Origin of the sequence: Lutibacter maritimus, from assembly GCF_900116115.1 — a bacterium.
Classification (GTDB): Bacteria; Bacteroidota; Bacteroidia; order Flavobacteriales; family Flavobacteriaceae; genus Lutibacter; species Lutibacter maritimus.
In genome coordinates, this window is sequence record NZ_FOZP01000005.1 from 66,186 (window position 1) to 84,277 (window position 18,092).

Here is an 18,092-nt window from a genome sequence, read left to right on the forward strand (position 1 = left end):
TTATAATAAATCAAAAATGAAAAATTACATTTTAAAATATTTCAGTGTATTTACAATACTTTTTGTAACAGCTATAAATGCTCAAAACTTTCAGGGAATGGCAGTTTATCAAACTAAAACTAAAATGTCTATGGATTTAGCTGGTTCTGGTATTCCTGCAGATAGAATTAAAATGATTGAAGAACGAATGAAAAGTATGTTAGAAAAAACCTATGTTTTAACTTTTGATAAAACCGCATCAATTTATAAAGAAGAACAAAAACTAGATCAAGCAGGTGGACCAGGAGGCGGAATGCGTTTTATGGTGATGGGTGGTGGAGCTACAGGCGATTATTATAAAAATACACAAACTAAAACATCTACTAAAGAAAATGAATTTAGCGGTAAAAACTTTTTAATTAAAGATAATTTGGTAACGTATGATTGGAAAATGGAACAAGAAACTAAAATGATTGGTCAAAATATGTGTTTTAAAGCTACAACTGTTGTTGAAATGCCAAAAAGAAATACGTCTTTTAATTTTAGAAGACCAGAAGATAGAAAAGAGGAAGAAAAAGAGCCAGAAGAGCCAAAAATGGAAGCAGTAATTGTAACAGCTTGGTATACATTAGATATTCCTGTTAGTCATGGGCCAGGAGAATATTGGGGTTTGCCAGGTTTAATTTTAGAAATTAGTTATGGCGAAACTAATATTTTGTGTACAAAAATAGTAATGAACCCAAAAGAAAAAAGCGAAATTAGTGAACCAACAAAAGGGAAAGTTGTAACGCAAGAAGAATATGATACCATTATAAAAGAAAAAATGCAAGAGATGCGTGAACGTATGCAAAATGAGCGTCAAAAAGGTGGAAACGAAGGTCATTTTAGAGTTAGAGGTTAATTTTTTAAAGAGATAAAGTTTAAATTAATGAAAAATATAGCAATATTATTAATTGCACTGTTACCTTTCTTTGTTATTTCTCAAAATGTAAAACTTGAAGGAATTGTAAAAGATTCAGACGGTAATCCTTTAGAAATGGCCAATGTAATTGCTTTTAAAAAAGGAACAAATTTTTTACAATCGTACTCAATTACAGATTCTAAAGGAAATTATAAATTAGCTCTTGAAGATGGAGAATCGTACACTTTAAAAGTAAGCTATTTGGGATATAACACAAAAAATGTAGAAATTTCAATTAGCCCACAATCTAAAGATAGAATAGAAAATATTACTTTAGAAGAAGCCAATGAATCTTTAAATCAGGTTGAAATAACCTATGAGATGCCTGTAAAAATTGTAGGTGATACCATTGTTTATAATTCCGATTCTTTTACTAACGGAACCGAAAAAAAATTAGAAGATGTGCTTAAAAAATTGCCGGGAGTAGAGATTGACGATAATGGTGAAGTAGAAGTTGAAGGAAAAAAAGTTCAGAAAGTTTTAGTTGAAGGAAAAGAATTTTTTGATGGCGATTCTAAAGTGGCAACACAAAATATTCCTGCAAGTGCTATTGATAAAATTCAGGTACTAAAAAACTATAACGAAGTTTCTGGAATGAAAGGCGTTACTAATAATGAGGATAATATTGCCATAAATATTAAATTAAAAGCTGGTAAAAAACGTTTTTGGTTCGGTGAAATAAATGCAGGTGTTGGCGATAATGAAAAGTATGCTGCAAAACCTAAATTATTCTATTACAGTCCAGAAAAAAGCATTAATATTTTAGCAGATGTTAATAATATTGGTGAAGCTCCTTTTACAATGCGCGACTATTTTAGATTTACAGGAGGTTTGCGTGGTGCAATGCAAGGTAGTGGAACAAGCTTTAATGTATCATCAGGTGGTTTAGGATTTATGACTGCACAAAATAATAAAGCGCAAGAAATAACTTCAAAATTTGGAGCAATTAATTTTGGTTTTGCTCCTAAAAAAACACTCGATTTTAATGGTTTTGCTATTGTAAACGATTCTAAAACAAATATGTTTACAGAATCTAATACTATTTATAATAAACTTAATTTAACAGAAGTGTCTGATAATAAGGGAGTTCAAGGAAGTAAATTAGGAATGCTAAAATTTAGTGCTACATACAAGCCAAACACGAATGTGCATATAGATTATGATATTTTTGGGAAAATTTCTGAACAAACTGAATGGCAAGATGTAACATCAACAAGTAGAAATGCAGATACCTATAAAGAAGAAAAACCATTTTCTTTAAATCAAAATTTTAATTTGTATTATACTATTGATGATAAAAATATTTTCTCGGCAGAAATGCAGCATTTATATCAAAAGGATAAGCCTTTGTACAACTCATTGGCAACAACACAACCTTTTGTTATTATTCCTACTTCAGATGCAGAAAGTATTTTTGATATTCTTCAAAATAAAAAAACAAGCACCAATAAGTTAGATGCTAAATTTGACTATTATTATTTGTTAACACCAAAAAGCAACATTAATATTTCTTTAGGAACCACATTAAGTAAGCAAAATCTAACTTCGCATATTTCTCAAAATTTAGATAATGAAACAGTATTAGATTTTAATGATGTTGCGCTAAATAATGATGTAGATTTTAATTTTTCAGATATATTTTTAGGAGTTCATTACAAAATGGTTTCAGGTATTTTCACTTTTAATCCTGGGGTAAGTATTCATCAATATGCAACAAAAGACACGCAATTAGGAACTGAAAATAAAAATAATTTTACCAAATTATTGCCAGATGTTTATGCCAATTTACAGTTTAAATCATCAGAAAGTTTACGTTTTAATTACGCAATGTCAACACAGTTTTCGGATGTAGATAATATTAATGAAGGTTACATTTTATCTAATTATAAATCGTTAACAAAAGGAAACAGAGAATTAGAAAATGCTTTGTATCATAAATATTCTTTAAGTTATTTTAGCTTTAGTATGTTTTCTTTTACCAATATAAATGCTTCTGTTAATTATACTAAAAAAGAAAATGGCGTAAAAAATAATACACAATTGGTTGGAATTGATAGAATTTCGTATCCAGTAAATTCTAATTTAGCCGATGAAACTATGTCTGCATACTTTAGATATGGAAAAACATACAGTCGATTAAAAACTAATTTAACGGCAAATGTTTCAAACTCTACGTTTAATAATATTGTGAATGATGAAGAAATTAAATCAAAATCAGTTTCACAAAGTTATCAAGGTAGTGTTGCAACAAAATTTAAGAATGCACCTAATTTTGAAATTGGTTACGAAAAATCGTTTAACAATTACACCAACTCTAATAGTGAAACAGACAGACCTTTTGCAAATATTGAAATCTCATTTTTAAAGAGCTTCATTTTTACGTCAGATTATAGTTATTACAATTACAAAAACACGTTTGAAAACTCCAATAGCAAAACCAAAAACACGTATTCGTTTTTAAATGCTAATTTATATTATCAGCAAAAAGATAGTAAATGGGAATTTAAATTATCTGCTAGTAACTTAACAAATAACAAATCAATAAATACCGATAGTTATAACGAAATTTCCGATAGCAACGCAACATCGGTGTATTTTGTACAACCACGTTTATATTTACTTTCGGTAAAATATAATTTATAAAACAGCCATATTATAATTTATGAAAAATAAAAAATCAACCCAATTTTATGTGAGAATTGTGCACAGATATTTGGGTTTTTTCCTTGCAGGAATAATGACAGTTTATGCATTAAGCGGAGTTTTACTCATTTTTAGAACAACAGATTTTTTAAAAACTGAGAATCTTGAAAATAAAAAGTTACAACCATCTTTAACCATAAATGAAGTTGGAAAAGCTTTAAAAATTAAAGATATTGAATTAGTAAAAGCAGAAAATAGTATTTATTATTTTAAAAATGGCAGCTATAATACGCAAACTGGTGCAGCAAAATTTACATCAAAAAAATTACCAGTTGTGTTGGATAAAATGACACGCTTACACAAAGCCACAACAAATGAACCATTGTATTGGTTAAATATTTTCTTTGGAGTTTCGCTGTTGTTTTTTGCAATTTCTTCGTTTTGGATGTTTTTACCAAAAACCAAAACTTTTAAAAAAGGGTTGTATTACACATTAGGCGGTATAATTTTAACACTGATTCTACTTTTCGTTTAAAGAGTAATTTACCCAAAAATAAATATTATTCATAATGTAAATAAATAAGCCAGCAATACTAAAAAAAATGCTGGTTTTTTATTTTTAAAAAGCGAAATCAATTATTTTTGATGGCAAATATTTACAATGCCAAAATTTCTAAAAAAGTTACTTTTATTTTTTTTAATTTTTAATTATATCATTTCATTTGGACAAAATAAAATTATAAAAAGTGATTCAGCAAATTCAGATATCTTTACTGTATTTAATTCTTTTTTCGATAAAGAAATTAAGCATCAAGGCATTAAAGGTGATTGGATTTTTAAATTAAATGAAATTACTGGCTTGCATAAGTTTGATTATAACGCAGATAATTTTATTGATGTTTTAATGGAGTTTAATGCAGTTCCTGTAGAAGGTGGTGGCGTTACATATTATTTTGCTGTGCTTTTTAATAATAACACTAATAATGGATATCAATTTGTAGATTATATTGATACTGATAATTTAACTTTTAAAGAATTCACAGAGCAACAATTTATTTTTAGCAATAAAAAGGCTACTAAAAATGATAAGAAATATAAGTTAGTAAATTTAAAATTTATTAAAACAGACTAAAATATCTTGTTTTACAATATACGTATGTTCAAAATATTTAGTAAGTTAGCTGCTTTAAAAATAAATGTAAAATTAACACTTAATAATTTAAAATAGATGAATTTTGAAAATGAAATTTACGATTTAGAAATTGACTCTCCAGGAAGAATTAATATTATAGGCGAACATACCGATTATAATAATGGATTTGTATTACCAACAGCTATTGATAAAAAAATTAGATTTAAATTCAGAAAAAATGATTCTTCAAATATATGTAATGTTTACAGTGCAAATTTTAAAACAAGTTTTTCGTTTGATTTAAAAAATGTAAAACCAAGCAACCAACAATGGGAAAACTACATTTTAGGAGTTATTTTCGAAATTCAACAACTATCAGATAAGTTAGAAGGCTTTGATTGTATTTTAGATAGCAATATTCCTGTTGGTTCAGGTATTAGTTCTTCTGCAGCGCTTGAATGCGGTTTAGCTTATGGCTTAAATGAACTTTTTAATTTAAAACTTTCAAAAATAACTTTAGTTAAAATTGGTCAACGTGCTGAACATAATTACGTAGGCACTAAATGTGGTATTATGGATCAGTTTGCTTCTGTTATGAGTAAAGCTGAACATGTTATTTTATTAGATTGCCAAAGCTTAGAATATAGTTATGTTCCTATGCAAATAGAGCCCTATAAAATATTGTTGTTAAATACAAATGTTTCGCATAATTTAGCATCTGGAGAATATAATGTTCGAAGAAAACAATGTGAACAAGGCGTTAAAATAATTCAGAAAAAATATCCAGAAGTAAATTCATTAAGAGATGTTTCTCCAGAAATGTTAGCAACGTTTAAAAATGATTTAGATTCAGTAACTTTTAACAGATGTTTGTACGTTGTTGATGAAAAAGATCGTGTTTTAAATACTGTTGAAGCTTTAAAAAACAATGAATTAACAGTTGTAGGAGAAAATATGTATAAAACACACGAAGGCTTATCTAAACTATATGAAGTTAGTTGTCCAGAGTTAGATTTCTTGGTAAACTTTTCTAAAAACTATAATAAAGTTATTGGAGCAAGAGTAATGGGAGGCGGATTTGGTGGTTGTACAATTAATATTGTACACAAAGATTTTATTGAAAAGTTCACAAAAGAAGCTTCAGAAGCTTATTTCAATAAGTTCAATATAAAATTAACAGCTTTCGAGGCAATGCCAAGCGAAGGCACAAGTATTGTAAATAACTAAACTAAATAATAAATTATGACAACACATTTTGAATTCTGGGATTACTTCATATTCATTGCCTATGCAGTGCTTATTTTAGGAGTAGGGTTATGGGTTTCCAGAGATAAAAAAGGACATGAAAAAAATGCAGAAGATTACTTTTTAGCAAGTAAATCTTTACCTTGGTGGGCGATTGGAGCAAGTTTAATAGCCGCAAACATTTCTGCAGAACAATTTATTGGAATGTCAGGATCAGGGTTTGCATTAGGGTTGGCAATTGCATCTTATGAATGGATGGCAGCTATTACCTTAATTATAGTTGGTAAGTACTTTTTACCAATTTTTATTGAAAAAGGATTATACACAATTCCTGAATTTGTTGAAAAACGGTTTTCAACAAATTTAAAAACCATTTTAGCAGTATTTTGGATTGGCTTGTATGTATTTGTAAACTTAGCTTCAGTATTATATTTAGGAAGTTTAGCTTTAGAAACCATTATGGGAATACCAATGATATACGGAATTATTGGTTTAGCATTATTTGCTGCAGCATATTCTTTATATGGAGGTCTTTCAGCAGTAGCTTGGACGGATGTAATTCAAGTAGTATTTTTAGTGCTAGGTGGTTTGGTAACAACGTATATTGCTTTAAATACAGTTTCAGGAGGAGAAGGAGTTGTTGAAGGAATAAAAACGGTTTATAACGCAACTCCAGAAAGATTTGCAATGATTTTTGATGGATCAAATGCTTATTATGATAAATTACCTGGAATAGGAGTTTTAATAGGAGGAATGTGGGTTGCTAACTTATATTATTGGGGATTCAACCAATATATTATTCAAAGAACATTAGCAGCAAAATCTTTAAAAGAATCACAAAAAGGTATTTTATTAGCTGCAGGTTTAAAATTAATCATACCAGTTATTGTTGTTATTCCTGGAATTGCAGCGTATGTAATGGTTAATGATCCTGAAATTATGGCTAGATTAGGCGATGCCGCTTTAAAAAATCTACCTTCATTAGAGCAAGCAGATAAAGCGTACCCTTGGTTGTTACAATTTTTACCTACAGGAATGAAAGGTGTTGCATTTGCAGCTTTAGCAGCAGCCATTGTATCATCTTTAGCTTCTATGTTAAATTCAACTTCTACAATTTTCACTATGGATATTTATAAGCAATATATCAATCCAACGGCTAGTGATAAAACTACAGTAAATGTTGGAAGAATTTCTGCCGGAGTTGCTTTATTAATAGGAAGTATTATGGCGCCATTATTAGGAGGTATTGATCAAGCGTTCCAGTTTATACAAGAATATACAGGAATTGTAAGCCCAGGAATTTTAGCAGTATTTATGTTAGGATTATTTTGGAAGAAAACTACCAATAAAGCTGCAATTGTTGGAGCTTTAACTTCAATTCCAATTGCAATGTATTTCAAAGTTGCACCAAACGGATGGTCAACAAGTGCATTATTTGTAAATATTCCATTTATGGATCAAATGGCGTATACTGTGTTGTTAACAATGATAGTTATAGGTGCAGTTAGTTTATTACAAAATAATGGGAAAGATGATGCAAAAGGAATTCCTATTACCAAACAATTATTTAAAACATCACCAACATTTAATATTGGTGCATTTGCTATTATGTTAATTTTAGTAGCATTGTATGCAATGTTTTGGAATTAATAATAACTATTTGTAAAAAAAGAGTTGATTAAAAATCAACTCTTTTTTTTATTTTAAACTCCAATTAAGGTAATTGCTAGATCTTTCTAATTCATTTTCTAATGTGTCAGGTAATTTTGGGAAAAAATCTATACCAGTTATTTCTTCAATAGTATCAATACTCGTTACAAATTGGTACAATCCTTTTTCCGAAACTTGATGTGGAATTAAAAAAGCAATGGCTTTAATTTCATGGTTTTCATAATCTAAAATTATTTTATAAAAATAATTAGGAACCGCAACTTTTTCATTACCAATAGTTTTTAAATCTTTTGATAAAATACCACCAGTTATTATATATAATTGATTATGCTTTTGTGCCCAGTAGCGTACTTTTTGCTCTAATCTATTCCAAATCCCACTATTAAACTCGTATAATTGAGGTGATATATTTGAAGTTAAAAAAGTTTCATTAAAAGCTTCTTCTGAAAACTTTCTGTCTCCGGCAGGGCATAAATGTCCTTTGTTATATCCAGAATTTTTAAAATTATTATAATGTGCACTTTTTGTAGCTACTTTAGGATCTAATTCAAAATAAGGTCTTTTAAAATTTTTATTTGAAATTTGATTTTTACTTAAAGCATAAGCTACCCATTCAGCTTGTTCATAAGTTTCATTATATGATAACGAATAATAATTGTGGTGTACAATTTGGTTTGTTGTTGAAGTTGGTAAAAAGTCAAAATCTGTTGCTTTTTCAACGCTAACTGGAATGTTGTCAGATGTTTTTAGTTTAGTAGTATAATTATCATAAATATAAAATCCTACTGCAAAAACTAGAGTTATAATTGTGTAAATTATTTTTCTATTTTTCACTTTTTAAAGGTATTTCAACAAAATTACTTGTTTTAGGTAAATCTTCAAAAATAGTTACAAATTGTTGAGGAGGTGAAGTTAATTTGCGTTTCACCAAATCAATCCAAGCACCATAAACTTTAATTTCTGCAGAAAGTATACCGTCTTTATTAAAAATTTGATGATTAAAACGCCAACGCTCAATACCTTTAGAAACACCTTCTAATTCCATTTTAACAGTTATATTTTCACCAATATGTATTTCTTTATAAAAAGAAGTTTCTTCTTTAAACAGAATAGGGCCAATATTTAGCTTGGCAAATTCGTTTATAGATAAACCATGTTCTTGAAAGAAACGGACTCTTACTTCCGCTGCGTAATCATTATATGCTGTGTGACGCATATGTCTGTTTGGGTCAAAATCTGACCATTTAGTTTTAAAGTTTACTTCGAAATTCATTTGAAATTTTTTTTGAAGTTGCAAATTTAAGATAAAACATAAAAAGAGCCGAGCAATTGCTCGACTCTTTTTAAAATTATGAACTTTAGAAGCCTTGGTTATTGATTAAATAACGGATTTTCTCCTTCTTTTATATCTACTTTAAAGAGTGGGTTGTCTTTATCTTTAAAAGTATCATAATTAGGTTCACCTTGGATTGAAGGTATATAAACTCTAAACTCACAAGGTTTACATCTTTTATTTCCACAAATTGGGGTAATTTTAAATGTATAATTTCCATACTGTGTAAAATTATAATTAAAAGTACTGCCAGTTCCATTCACAATAGTTCCGTTTGGCTCTATAACTTCCCAAGTATAATTTACGTCACAATCTTCTGGGTTACATATATAATTTGGCGCTGTAAATACATAATTGTATGTTGGTTTTAATTTAATTGATTTTTTACAACCAACTTTAGATTCCCAATTGCTTTGAAAATTAATTTTCAATTTTGGATCTTGTGGAATCTGTTTTAGATAGGCTTTAATACCTACTGCATTGCCACTCCAATCCCCACAATCACAAGCATCATTTTGTTGTTCACAACATTCAATAATAAATGGGTCACTTCTGTCTGAACATTCTTTTTTAGGATCTTCAACAATTATTACCCATGTTCTAGGTGGTTCACAAGGAAGCGATGCAGGAATTGTAAAAGTATAAGACCCTGTATTTGGAATATTGCTTGCTAAAACTTGATATATCACACTGTTTGTAACATCAAATAAAGAGACGTTTACCAAACCTGTAGGTGTTGTTCCAGACCAATTAACCGTAACAGTTTCTCCTGGGCATAATTTTTGATCTTGGTTAATTGGTTTGATATCAATTTCACAAGGATCTGGCTCCGTTTGTTGATCATCTGATGAGAAACAAATTATTTTTTCACAAACATTACAGTTTACATCTTTAACCTTTACTTTTAAGCAGAAATAGAAATCCACATCACAACAATCTAAGTTTAATACTTCTGGATATAGAATATCTAGATTTACAGACGAATTAATAATAGAAGGATCTCCAAGCAACCAAGATAAACTACTAGTTCCATTGTCACTGCCATTTAAAATTAAATTGCTAAGGTTTGTAGTTGAAGTAGTTAAGGTTCCAAAAATACCTAAATCATCTGGCTTACAATCTCTTTCAGAATATTCAATATGATAATCTACCATTGAAATTTCTACTTCTTGTAACGGAACACTTCCTCCATTAATGGTTACATTAAATGTGCCGTTATTTTCTTGCAGAGTTGCATCAAAATCTTCAATATCACAACATTCTGTTCCTGTAACACAGGCTGCAGGAGCTTCTGGACTACCATAATTTGCACTTAACCCAACACTTGAAGTGGTCATTTCTGCAGTGACCGAAATACTTTCATTACAACAGTTTCCGCCACCCGATTTCACCACAGGAATAGTAATCGTAAAATCATTTCCTGGAAATAGTTCAGTTGTTGTGTTGATATTAATTATCAAGCTTCCAGAAGTTGTAAATGGAATTGAAGTTGACATAGCATCTTCAATAGCTATTTGTCCTTGCACAGTAACACAATCAGGCAACATATCGGTAATTACAATGTTATCTAATGGTACACTTCCGTTATTTGAAACAGTAATTGTATAATTAAACGATTGTCCGTTTTCTACTATTTCTGCATCAGCTTCTTTAAAAATTCCTAATATTCCAACTTCATCAATAGTGTAGTTAACACTACTACTAATAGTTCCAGCCCCATAAGGTATGGTTGCTGTATTGGTTTTAGTACCTGAAAGTTGAGGTAATATTTCTGCTTCAAATTCAATTACTAAGAAATTAGCTCTATTGTAATCGCAAATTCCTGGCATATTTGTAACATTCCATTCAGGATTTTGTAAATCTGAAGTGTCTGCCAATACACTAAATGGCGGTGCTACTGGAGCAGTTGAAAAGCTTGGATTGCAATTATTTATTAAATATTTATTCTGATTTTCATAATATGCATAAGTTATTGAACCAGGATTTATTTGTAAATTTTGAGTAGGCATTCCTAAGGCATCATTAACAATATCGGTTAAATTTCCAGAACCAGAATTACTTACCATAACTCTAAACTTAATAATATCACCAATTTGATAAATAGGAGGTACTAATGGGTTAGGAGGATCTACAATACATTTTTTTATTTGAGGAATAGATTTTGGATTTTCAACAACAAAATCTACACTTGCTGTGGTATTTTGAATACTGTTATCAATTGTAGGACAACTTATACTAGGACAAGGATCAACAGGAGGTCCACCAGGACTTCCTCCTGTACCTGCAGCAACATAACTTAAGTTTGCAGTATTACTTATTGTAGAACCTATAGTTGCTCCAGCATCAATCTCGTAATAAATATATATACTGGTACATTCTCCAGGGTTTAAGATAAAACCTGGTCTAGTAAATGTATACGTAGTTGCTGGGTAAGGTGGTACAGTAGGTGAAACTGTCCATCCGCCTAAACTCATATTTGTAATAGAAATTCCTGGAATATTTAAATTATCTGTAATGCTTAAATCAGTCCAAGGAACATTTCCATTATTACAAATATTTAATCTGTAATACGATTGACAACCAGGTGAATAATTTGTGTAATACGTGCTAGGAATTGATTTAGTAAATGAAATATCGGCATTTGGACTTTGTAACGGGTCTGAAGTTGCTGTTACAGTTCCATACATAGCATCACAAGTTCCATCACCTAAAGTGAAATTATAAGTGGCTGTATTTGTGATGGTAGTTCCTGCATTTCCACAATTTTGTAAGTACACATGTAAATTAGCCGTTGAATTAGAAGACCAAGAGTAATTTACTGGGAATGAAGCGCCACTAACAATTGGTACAGAGGGTGTTTCAGTAATCATACCACTTAGTTTATAAGTTCCTAAACCCGCTCCATTTGGATTGTTATGATTTACTTTTATTCTCCATTTTGAAATTCCACATGTTAAATCACCAGTAACAAATTCTTTGGTTATTGACCAATAATTATCAGCCCTTGCAATTACACTTACTGAAGTTGTACACGTTGTTATAACACCTTCACAGTCTAAAGTTACAGTAACATCAAAAGTACCCACAGCACCATTACAAGTTGTATAACCTGGGAATTTATAGAACACATTAAAGTTTTGTCCGTCGTTGCCATTTAAGGTAGGTGAAGGCGCGTTTTGATAGGTGCCACCTCCCATATTAGTAAAAGGAATGGCTCCAGAACTTTGAAACACTAAATTAGATGAGTTTGTGATGCTCACTGTTTTTACACAATTGGAATCATAACCGCCAGAAAGCGTAATATTTAAAGCTATGTTGTCTCCTGTTAAGGCTTCCGTTGGGACAGAAACGGTAACATTGTCTCCACTTAAATTACAGGGACTCGTATTTGGTGAGGTATTTACTGCAATTTGCGAATATCCTAAGGTAGTTGTGAATAAAAATAGTAGCAACATATATGTTTTTAAATTATAGATTATTTTCTTCATGATAGTAATTTTATTGGTTATTAAAGGTGAAGCAATGCGTAAATACACACGATTTACAATTACTTTCTTCATAAAATACTTTAACTTTTATGCAAACTGTGTACTCAATTTCACAACAACTTGGGTCGAGACCAGAAATAGGTCCTGGTAAACCAATGGTTAGGTTTACTGGAATTGCTCCAGTTAATGCCGAATTACTTGTATATTTTATGTTTTTTGTTGCATTATCATTCGAACTCGGACTGCCAGAAGCAGATTCATTTACTAATTGTAAAGAAGTTGAACCGTTAATAGTAGTACCTGGCATTAAGAACATACCAGATTCTTCAACACTACTAACACCTTCAGAACAAGGTGAAGGATTGGCAGTATAACTATAAGATTGTATTTGAAATTCTATACCGTAAATAGGCATATTTACATTAATATCACCATCAAAATTAAATTGATTGCCACTTGCCCCGTTCAATGAAATATTAAAATCATCGAAAGAGAGTTCCATTTCTTCACAATCATCACAAATACACTCCGGTAATTCATCAAAATTGGCACTAACACCAGGTTGACATAACACAGGACTTGGATCTAAATCGTCACCTTGTAAACCAAACCCAATGGCCGTTACACTTGCAGAAACAGTTACTTCAAAGCAATAACTAACTGTTGAAGTACTCGCGCCAATTTGAGTTAAAAGTGTTGGGTTTGGGCTCACTAATGTATATGTTAAAGCTGCGTACGATTGATCGAAAACCGATAAACCTGAACCCGGATTTCCAAAGGTTAAATCTCCAGAGGTACTTGAATAGGTGGAATCAAAACAAATTTTAAATTTTCTGTTTTCACCTTCATAGCCTAAACATTCAATTTCTTCATTAGAAATAGCAAAGTCAATTTCGCAATTGCTAAATGTAAAAAACATAATATCCGATGAATTTCCTGAAGTAGTTTCAGTAACTTTCCATCGGTATTGACCATCACTGAGCTTATTTTCTTTAAAAATACGAGTAGCAACTAAAGAAGTACTAGTTGTTTTTTCAATAAAAGTACGTTGTGGTTGTTGATTGCTTCCAATTTTAGTAACCTCAAGAATAAATTGAGGGTTTGGAATTTTAGCACCAACAACTTGCCAAGTAAAATTTTTGATTTCATCAGCATTTTTAAACACACTATTGTTTTTAGGCAAAATGCTTATTATTTTTTGTTGTTTATTTTTTTTAGTTACTTTTTCTTTTGCAGGATTTGTGAAATTAACAGAACCTGAGTTCTGGATTGATACCATATTACCTTCCAAACTATTTTCTCGAAAATATGGGTTTGTATGACCTTTAGATGGCTGCTCTTTGGATGTGGTAGTTTTTTTTCCAAAATTATAACTTAATCCAAACCCGTAATTAAATACTTGTGGTTGTATATTTTTGTCGGTGTATTGAAATGCTATTTGTTCTCCATTTTGTCTAACAATATCCGTTTCATCAATAACACCATCTTTGTTAATATCGGTAAATTGTTTTCTACCATCTTGTGCCATAATAGCATCTGAAAAAGCAGATAAATAGTTTGCTGTAATATATAAACCAAATCTTGGATTTAATTTATAACCCAATCTTATTCCAGCATTATAAAAACCTACGTTCGATGTTTTATTTGTACTAAAGTTGTATACAGGAATTGAAGTTGGAGCATCTGCATTTTCAGAAACAAAATTTCCTCCTAAAGAAATAGGTTTTACAGACATTATACCAGCACGACCAAAAATGGTGGCTTCCATATCACCAAAGTTTGTTCTATAACTTGGACCAATACCATAGTAAGAAGTTTTCCATTTTTCTGAATTCAATTCAATGGGATAGGAAGCTTCATTAGCGAAATCTAATAAATTTCCTTCGGTAGGATTTGAAAAACTCCCTAGAGAAACTCCTATACCAATTTTAGAAAAATAATAGGTTGACGATAATTCAAAAAAACTACCATCATTTGCATAAGAATTGTTACTAAAGGTTGAAGTTGCAGAGGAAATACCTGCAGCTACCATTACTTCAACCAAGCTCATTTTTTTTTGGTCTGGCTCGGTTATTTTTTTTTGTGAATACCCAATAGTTGTAAACACAAATAAAATGAGGATGCTTAATTTTTTCATAATTTTATTTGATTTTTGTTAATAGTTACATTATTAGAAAAATAATGCTCTTATTGATACATCAAAAAAATCGATGAAATGTTACCCTATTTGAATTGAAAAAGTATACGTATTAGCTTTTTTTCTTGTTATTTAGTTGATTTTAAATGCTGAAAAATGTTTTTTGATTTTTTTGAATGAACTGAAAATACAAAAAATAATTTAATTTGCAACAATTGTTACTTAATTAAGCTGCTTAGCTTTTTACGTCTAACGCATCACGCAACGCATTTCCAATAAGCATAAATGCCATAACCAAACTCATGATAGCTAAACCAGGAATAATAGCTAAATATGCTTTTCCTAAAATAATGTAACTGTAGTGGTCTTTTATCATAGCTCCCCAAGAAGGTGTAGGTGGTTGTGCGCCAATTCCTAAAAAACTAAGTCCACTTTCAATTAAAATTGCACCTGCAAAATTGGCGGCTGAAATAACTATAACGGGCGCCATAATATTGGGTAAAATATGATTAAAAATTATTCTGAAGTTAGAAAATCCTAATGATTTGGCTGCTTCAACATATTGCATTTCTTTGGTACTCATTACTTGTCCGCGGACTACACGTGCAACTTCAACCCACATTGTTAAACCAACAGCAATAAAAACTTGCCAATAGCCTTTTCCTAAAGCTAAAGTAATTGCAATTACAAGTAATAAAGTTGGAATTGACCATGTAATATTAATTAACCACATTATAAAAGCATCTACTTTACCACCAAAATACCCAGCAATTGCTCCAATAGATATGCCAATTATTAATGATATAAAAACAGCAATAAAACCAATAAAAAATGAAATTCGTGTGCCAATTAACATTCTACTTAATAAATCTCTTCCATATTTGTCGGTTCCTAAATAGAATTTTTTTGTAGTTATGTAGTTGGAAATATCTTTATTTTTAAAGATTGATACTTGATATGTTTTAGGTAAACTTTCTATGTTATTTTCAACGTAGGTATGAATTGTTAATGTTTCATTATAAAGTTCATATTTTGAGATTGGAATTTCTGTTTGTTGATTTTTATTTCCAAAAAGAACTTTATTTAAAAAAGATTGAGATATAACATTTTTAGAAGGGATTGTTAGCATTAAAACTTCAAAACCAGGTTTTTTAGAATGAATTTCTAAATGCATTTGATTGGCGTTACTACTACTGTCTGGCGCTAATAAATAAGCAAAAACTGCAACAAACCCACATATAATAACAAACCAAAAACTAAACACTCCAGTTAAGTTTTTTTTAAACTTCTGGAGTGCAAGTGCTGTTAATGAATTTTGGTTCGATTTCAAATTTTAATCGTTATCAAATAAGATTAATTTTTTACTAAATGATATGCTGGTTTTAATTTTAGTTCACTTAAAACGTTTATTGCTTCTTCAACATAAATATCTTTTTTTAAGCTGGCATGCCAAGCAGTTCTTTTATCTGCTAAATCAACATCAGATTTTACTAAATCTTGTTCGTATAAAGGAGATGCATAGGTTAAATTAGTTGTAAAATCTTTTAAATCTTTAAATTGTAAAGATTGCGTTTTATTAGTTTCTATATCTTTTTTATAGTCTTCTAAATCTAAATGAATTAATGTATCATCTTGTGCAGATTTCAACCATTTTGCATTGTTATCAATTAATTTAAAATATTTATTTGAAGCAACTCTTTTTTTGCTGTTGTTTATTACTTGGTCAAAATTATCATAATTATTCCATAAATTATAAGAAGCTTGCTTTACTTTATCAAATTTTAAAGCGTTAGGTAAATCGCGTTCACCAATTTCCATGTAGCTATATCTGCTTGGTAACATTATATCAGAATGTACGCCTTCCAGTTGAGTTGATCCACCATTAATTCTATAAAATTTTTGAATGGTCATTTTTAAAGCACCTATATCTTCTTTTAAATTATGATATCTGTTAATGTCTAAAACACTTTGTACAGTTCCTTTACCATAAGTTTGTTTTCCGCCAATAATAACTGCACGTTTATAGTCTTGCATTGCTGCTGCAAAAATTTCTGATGCTGATGCAGAAAGTTCATTCACTAAAATTACGAGTGGTCCATCCCATTGTATTTTTGGATCTTCATCTTTTCTAACGTCAGGTTCCCTATCTCTGTATTTTACTTGTACAACAGGTCCTTTATTAATAAATAAACCTGAAATTTCAATAGCAGTTTCTAAAGATCCTCCACCATTATTTCTTAAATCTATCACTAAACCATCAACATTTTCTTTTTTCAATCGTTCAATTTCCCGAGCCATATCAGTAGCTGAATTTCTATAGCTTTCTTCTCCAAAATCTATATAAAATTTAGGTAAGTTTATAACGCCAAAAGTTTTGCCATCTTTTTTTACAACGGATGATTTTACAAATGTTTCTTCAATTTCAACAACATCTCTTATTATAGAAATAACTTTGGTAGTTCCATCAATTTTTTTAACAGTAAGTTTTACTTCAGTACCTTTTTCACCTTTAATGTATTCAATAGCATCATCTAATCGCATACCAACAATATCTAAAGGTTCGTTATTTCCTTGCGCAACTTTTAAAATTAAATCTCCTACTTCTAATTCACCTTGTTTCCAAGCTGGTCCGCCAGAAATTAATTCGCTTACACTTGTGTAATCGTTTTTCTTTTGTAAACGAGCGCCAATTCCCTCTAATTTACCAGCCATAGAAATATCAAATCTCTTTTTAACAGTTGGGTCAAAATAGGATGTATGTGGATCAAATTCTTCTGCAATACAGTTAATGTAAGTTGAAAACCAATCAGAATATGTTAGTTCATCAATTCTTTCGTACAAATCATTCATACTTTCTAAAGTTGATTCTCTTGCTTCTTTTTCAAGTTCATCAAATGATTTTACAACATAATTTTCATCTTCTTTCTTTTTATCATCTTGATCATTTAATTTATCATACAATCTAGAAAGTGTACTAAATTTAAGTTGTTTATACCAAGCATTTAATAACTCGTTTTTGTTTTTTGCAAATGATAATTTATCAATATCAGCATCTAATGTTTCTTTTTTGTTGAAATCGAATTTTGTTGCTAAAATATCTTTATAATAACTTTTAGATTCTTTGGTTCGTTCCATTAAACGCTCATAAACCAAATAAAAGAATGATAAATCTTCATTATTTATTTGATCATCAATTTGATGTTTATATGCAGAAAACTCATCAATATCAGATTGTAAAAAATAACGTTTTGATGGATCTAAATTTTCAATAAATGAATTGAATACATTTTCAGAAAAGGCATCATCAATTTCTTTAGGCTCATAATGGCCTTGTGTTAGTACATATTTTAAAATGGTTATTAAAACCTTGTCTTTTGGATCTGTATCAGTACTAGCATTTGTTTGGTAGCTTGTAAATAAGCTTACAAGAAATAGTAATGGTAAAAATATTTTTAATTTTCTAATCATCATCTGTCTAATCAATAATAGTTGTTAGTATGTAA

12 protein-coding genes are annotated in these 18,092 nt (G+C 29.9%); 6 read left to right on the plus strand and 6 right to left on the minus strand.

Annotation, left to right across the window (positions count from 1 at the left end; genetic code table 11):
- The first annotated feature begins 16 nt into the window (after nt 1-16).
- The 6 genes from BM335_RS09085 to BM335_RS09110 all read left to right on the plus strand — a co-directional run bounded on the left by BM335_RS09085 (nt 17) and on the right by BM335_RS09110 (nt 7,610).
- The gene (locus tag BM335_RS09085; protein ID WP_090225759.1) at nt 17-880 is read left to right on the plus strand and encodes a GLPGLI family protein; all 864 of its coding nucleotides are present in this window, start codon (nt 17-19) and stop codon (nt 878-880) included.
- A gap of 27 nt (nt 881-907) precedes the next feature.
- Nucleotides 908-3,583 (plus strand): TonB-dependent receptor, encoded by a 2,676-nt coding sequence (locus BM335_RS09090; RefSeq protein ID WP_090225764.1) that lies wholly within the window; start codon nt 908-910, stop codon nt 3,581-3,583.
- 19 nt (nt 3,584-3,602) lie between these two features.
- On the plus strand, nt 3,603-4,118 hold the full coding sequence (locus BM335_RS09095; protein ID WP_090225767.1) for a PepSY domain-containing protein: 516 nt from the start codon (nt 3,603-3,605) through the stop codon (nt 4,116-4,118).
- Between the two features lie 126 nt (nt 4,119-4,244).
- Nucleotides 4,245-4,715, plus strand: coding sequence for a hypothetical protein (locus tag BM335_RS09100; RefSeq protein WP_090225770.1), 471 nt, complete (start codon nt 4,245-4,247; stop codon nt 4,713-4,715).
- A gap of 96 nt (nt 4,716-4,811) precedes the next feature.
- Nucleotides 4,812-5,942, plus strand: coding sequence for a galactokinase (gene galK / locus BM335_RS09105; RefSeq protein WP_090225773.1), 1,131 nt, complete (start codon nt 4,812-4,814; stop codon nt 5,940-5,942).
- 15 nt (nt 5,943-5,957) lie between these two features.
- Complete coding sequence (locus BM335_RS09110) at nt 5,958-7,610, plus strand: sodium/sugar symporter (RefSeq protein WP_090225776.1); 1,653 nt, start codon at nt 5,958-5,960, stop codon at nt 7,608-7,610.
- 48 nt (nt 7,611-7,658) lie between these two features.
- Here the strand turns inward: BM335_RS09110 and BM335_RS09115 are convergent, their stop codons facing one another.
- The 6 genes from BM335_RS09115 to BM335_RS09140 all read right to left on the minus strand — a co-directional run bounded on the left by BM335_RS09115 (nt 7,659) and on the right by BM335_RS09140 (nt 18,060).
- On the minus strand, nt 7,659-8,465 hold the full coding sequence (locus BM335_RS09115) for a DNA/RNA non-specific endonuclease (RefSeq protein WP_090225778.1): 807 nt from the start codon (nt 8,463-8,465) through the stop codon (nt 7,659-7,661).
- Nucleotides 8,455-8,904 (minus strand): acyl-CoA thioesterase, encoded by a 450-nt coding sequence (locus BM335_RS09120; RefSeq protein ID WP_090225780.1) that lies wholly within the window; start codon nt 8,902-8,904, stop codon nt 8,455-8,457. Before BM335_RS09120 ends, BM335_RS09115 begins: the two co-directional genes overlap by 11 nt.
- Before the next feature lie 98 nt (nt 8,905-9,002).
- Entirely contained in the window at nt 9,003-12,524 is a 3,522-nt protein-coding gene (locus tag BM335_RS09125; RefSeq protein ID WP_090225783.1) for a DUF11 domain-containing protein, read from the minus strand.
- Complete coding sequence (locus tag BM335_RS09130) at nt 12,463-14,589, minus strand: hypothetical protein (protein WP_090225791.1); 2,127 nt, start codon at nt 14,587-14,589, stop codon at nt 12,463-12,465. The genes BM335_RS09125 and BM335_RS09130 overlap by 62 nt, the downstream gene beginning before the upstream one ends.
- A gap of 235 nt (nt 14,590-14,824) precedes the next feature.
- Nucleotides 14,825-15,919: an ABC transporter permease gene (locus BM335_RS09135; RefSeq protein WP_090225794.1), complete on the minus strand. Its 1,095-nt coding sequence runs from the start codon at nt 15,917-15,919 to the stop codon at nt 14,825-14,827.
- 23 nt (nt 15,920-15,942) lie between these two features.
- Nucleotides 15,943-18,060: a carboxy terminal-processing peptidase gene (locus BM335_RS09140; RefSeq protein WP_245780651.1), complete on the minus strand. Its 2,118-nt coding sequence runs from the start codon at nt 18,058-18,060 to the stop codon at nt 15,943-15,945.
- Between the last annotated feature and the right edge of the window lie 32 nt (nt 18,061-18,092).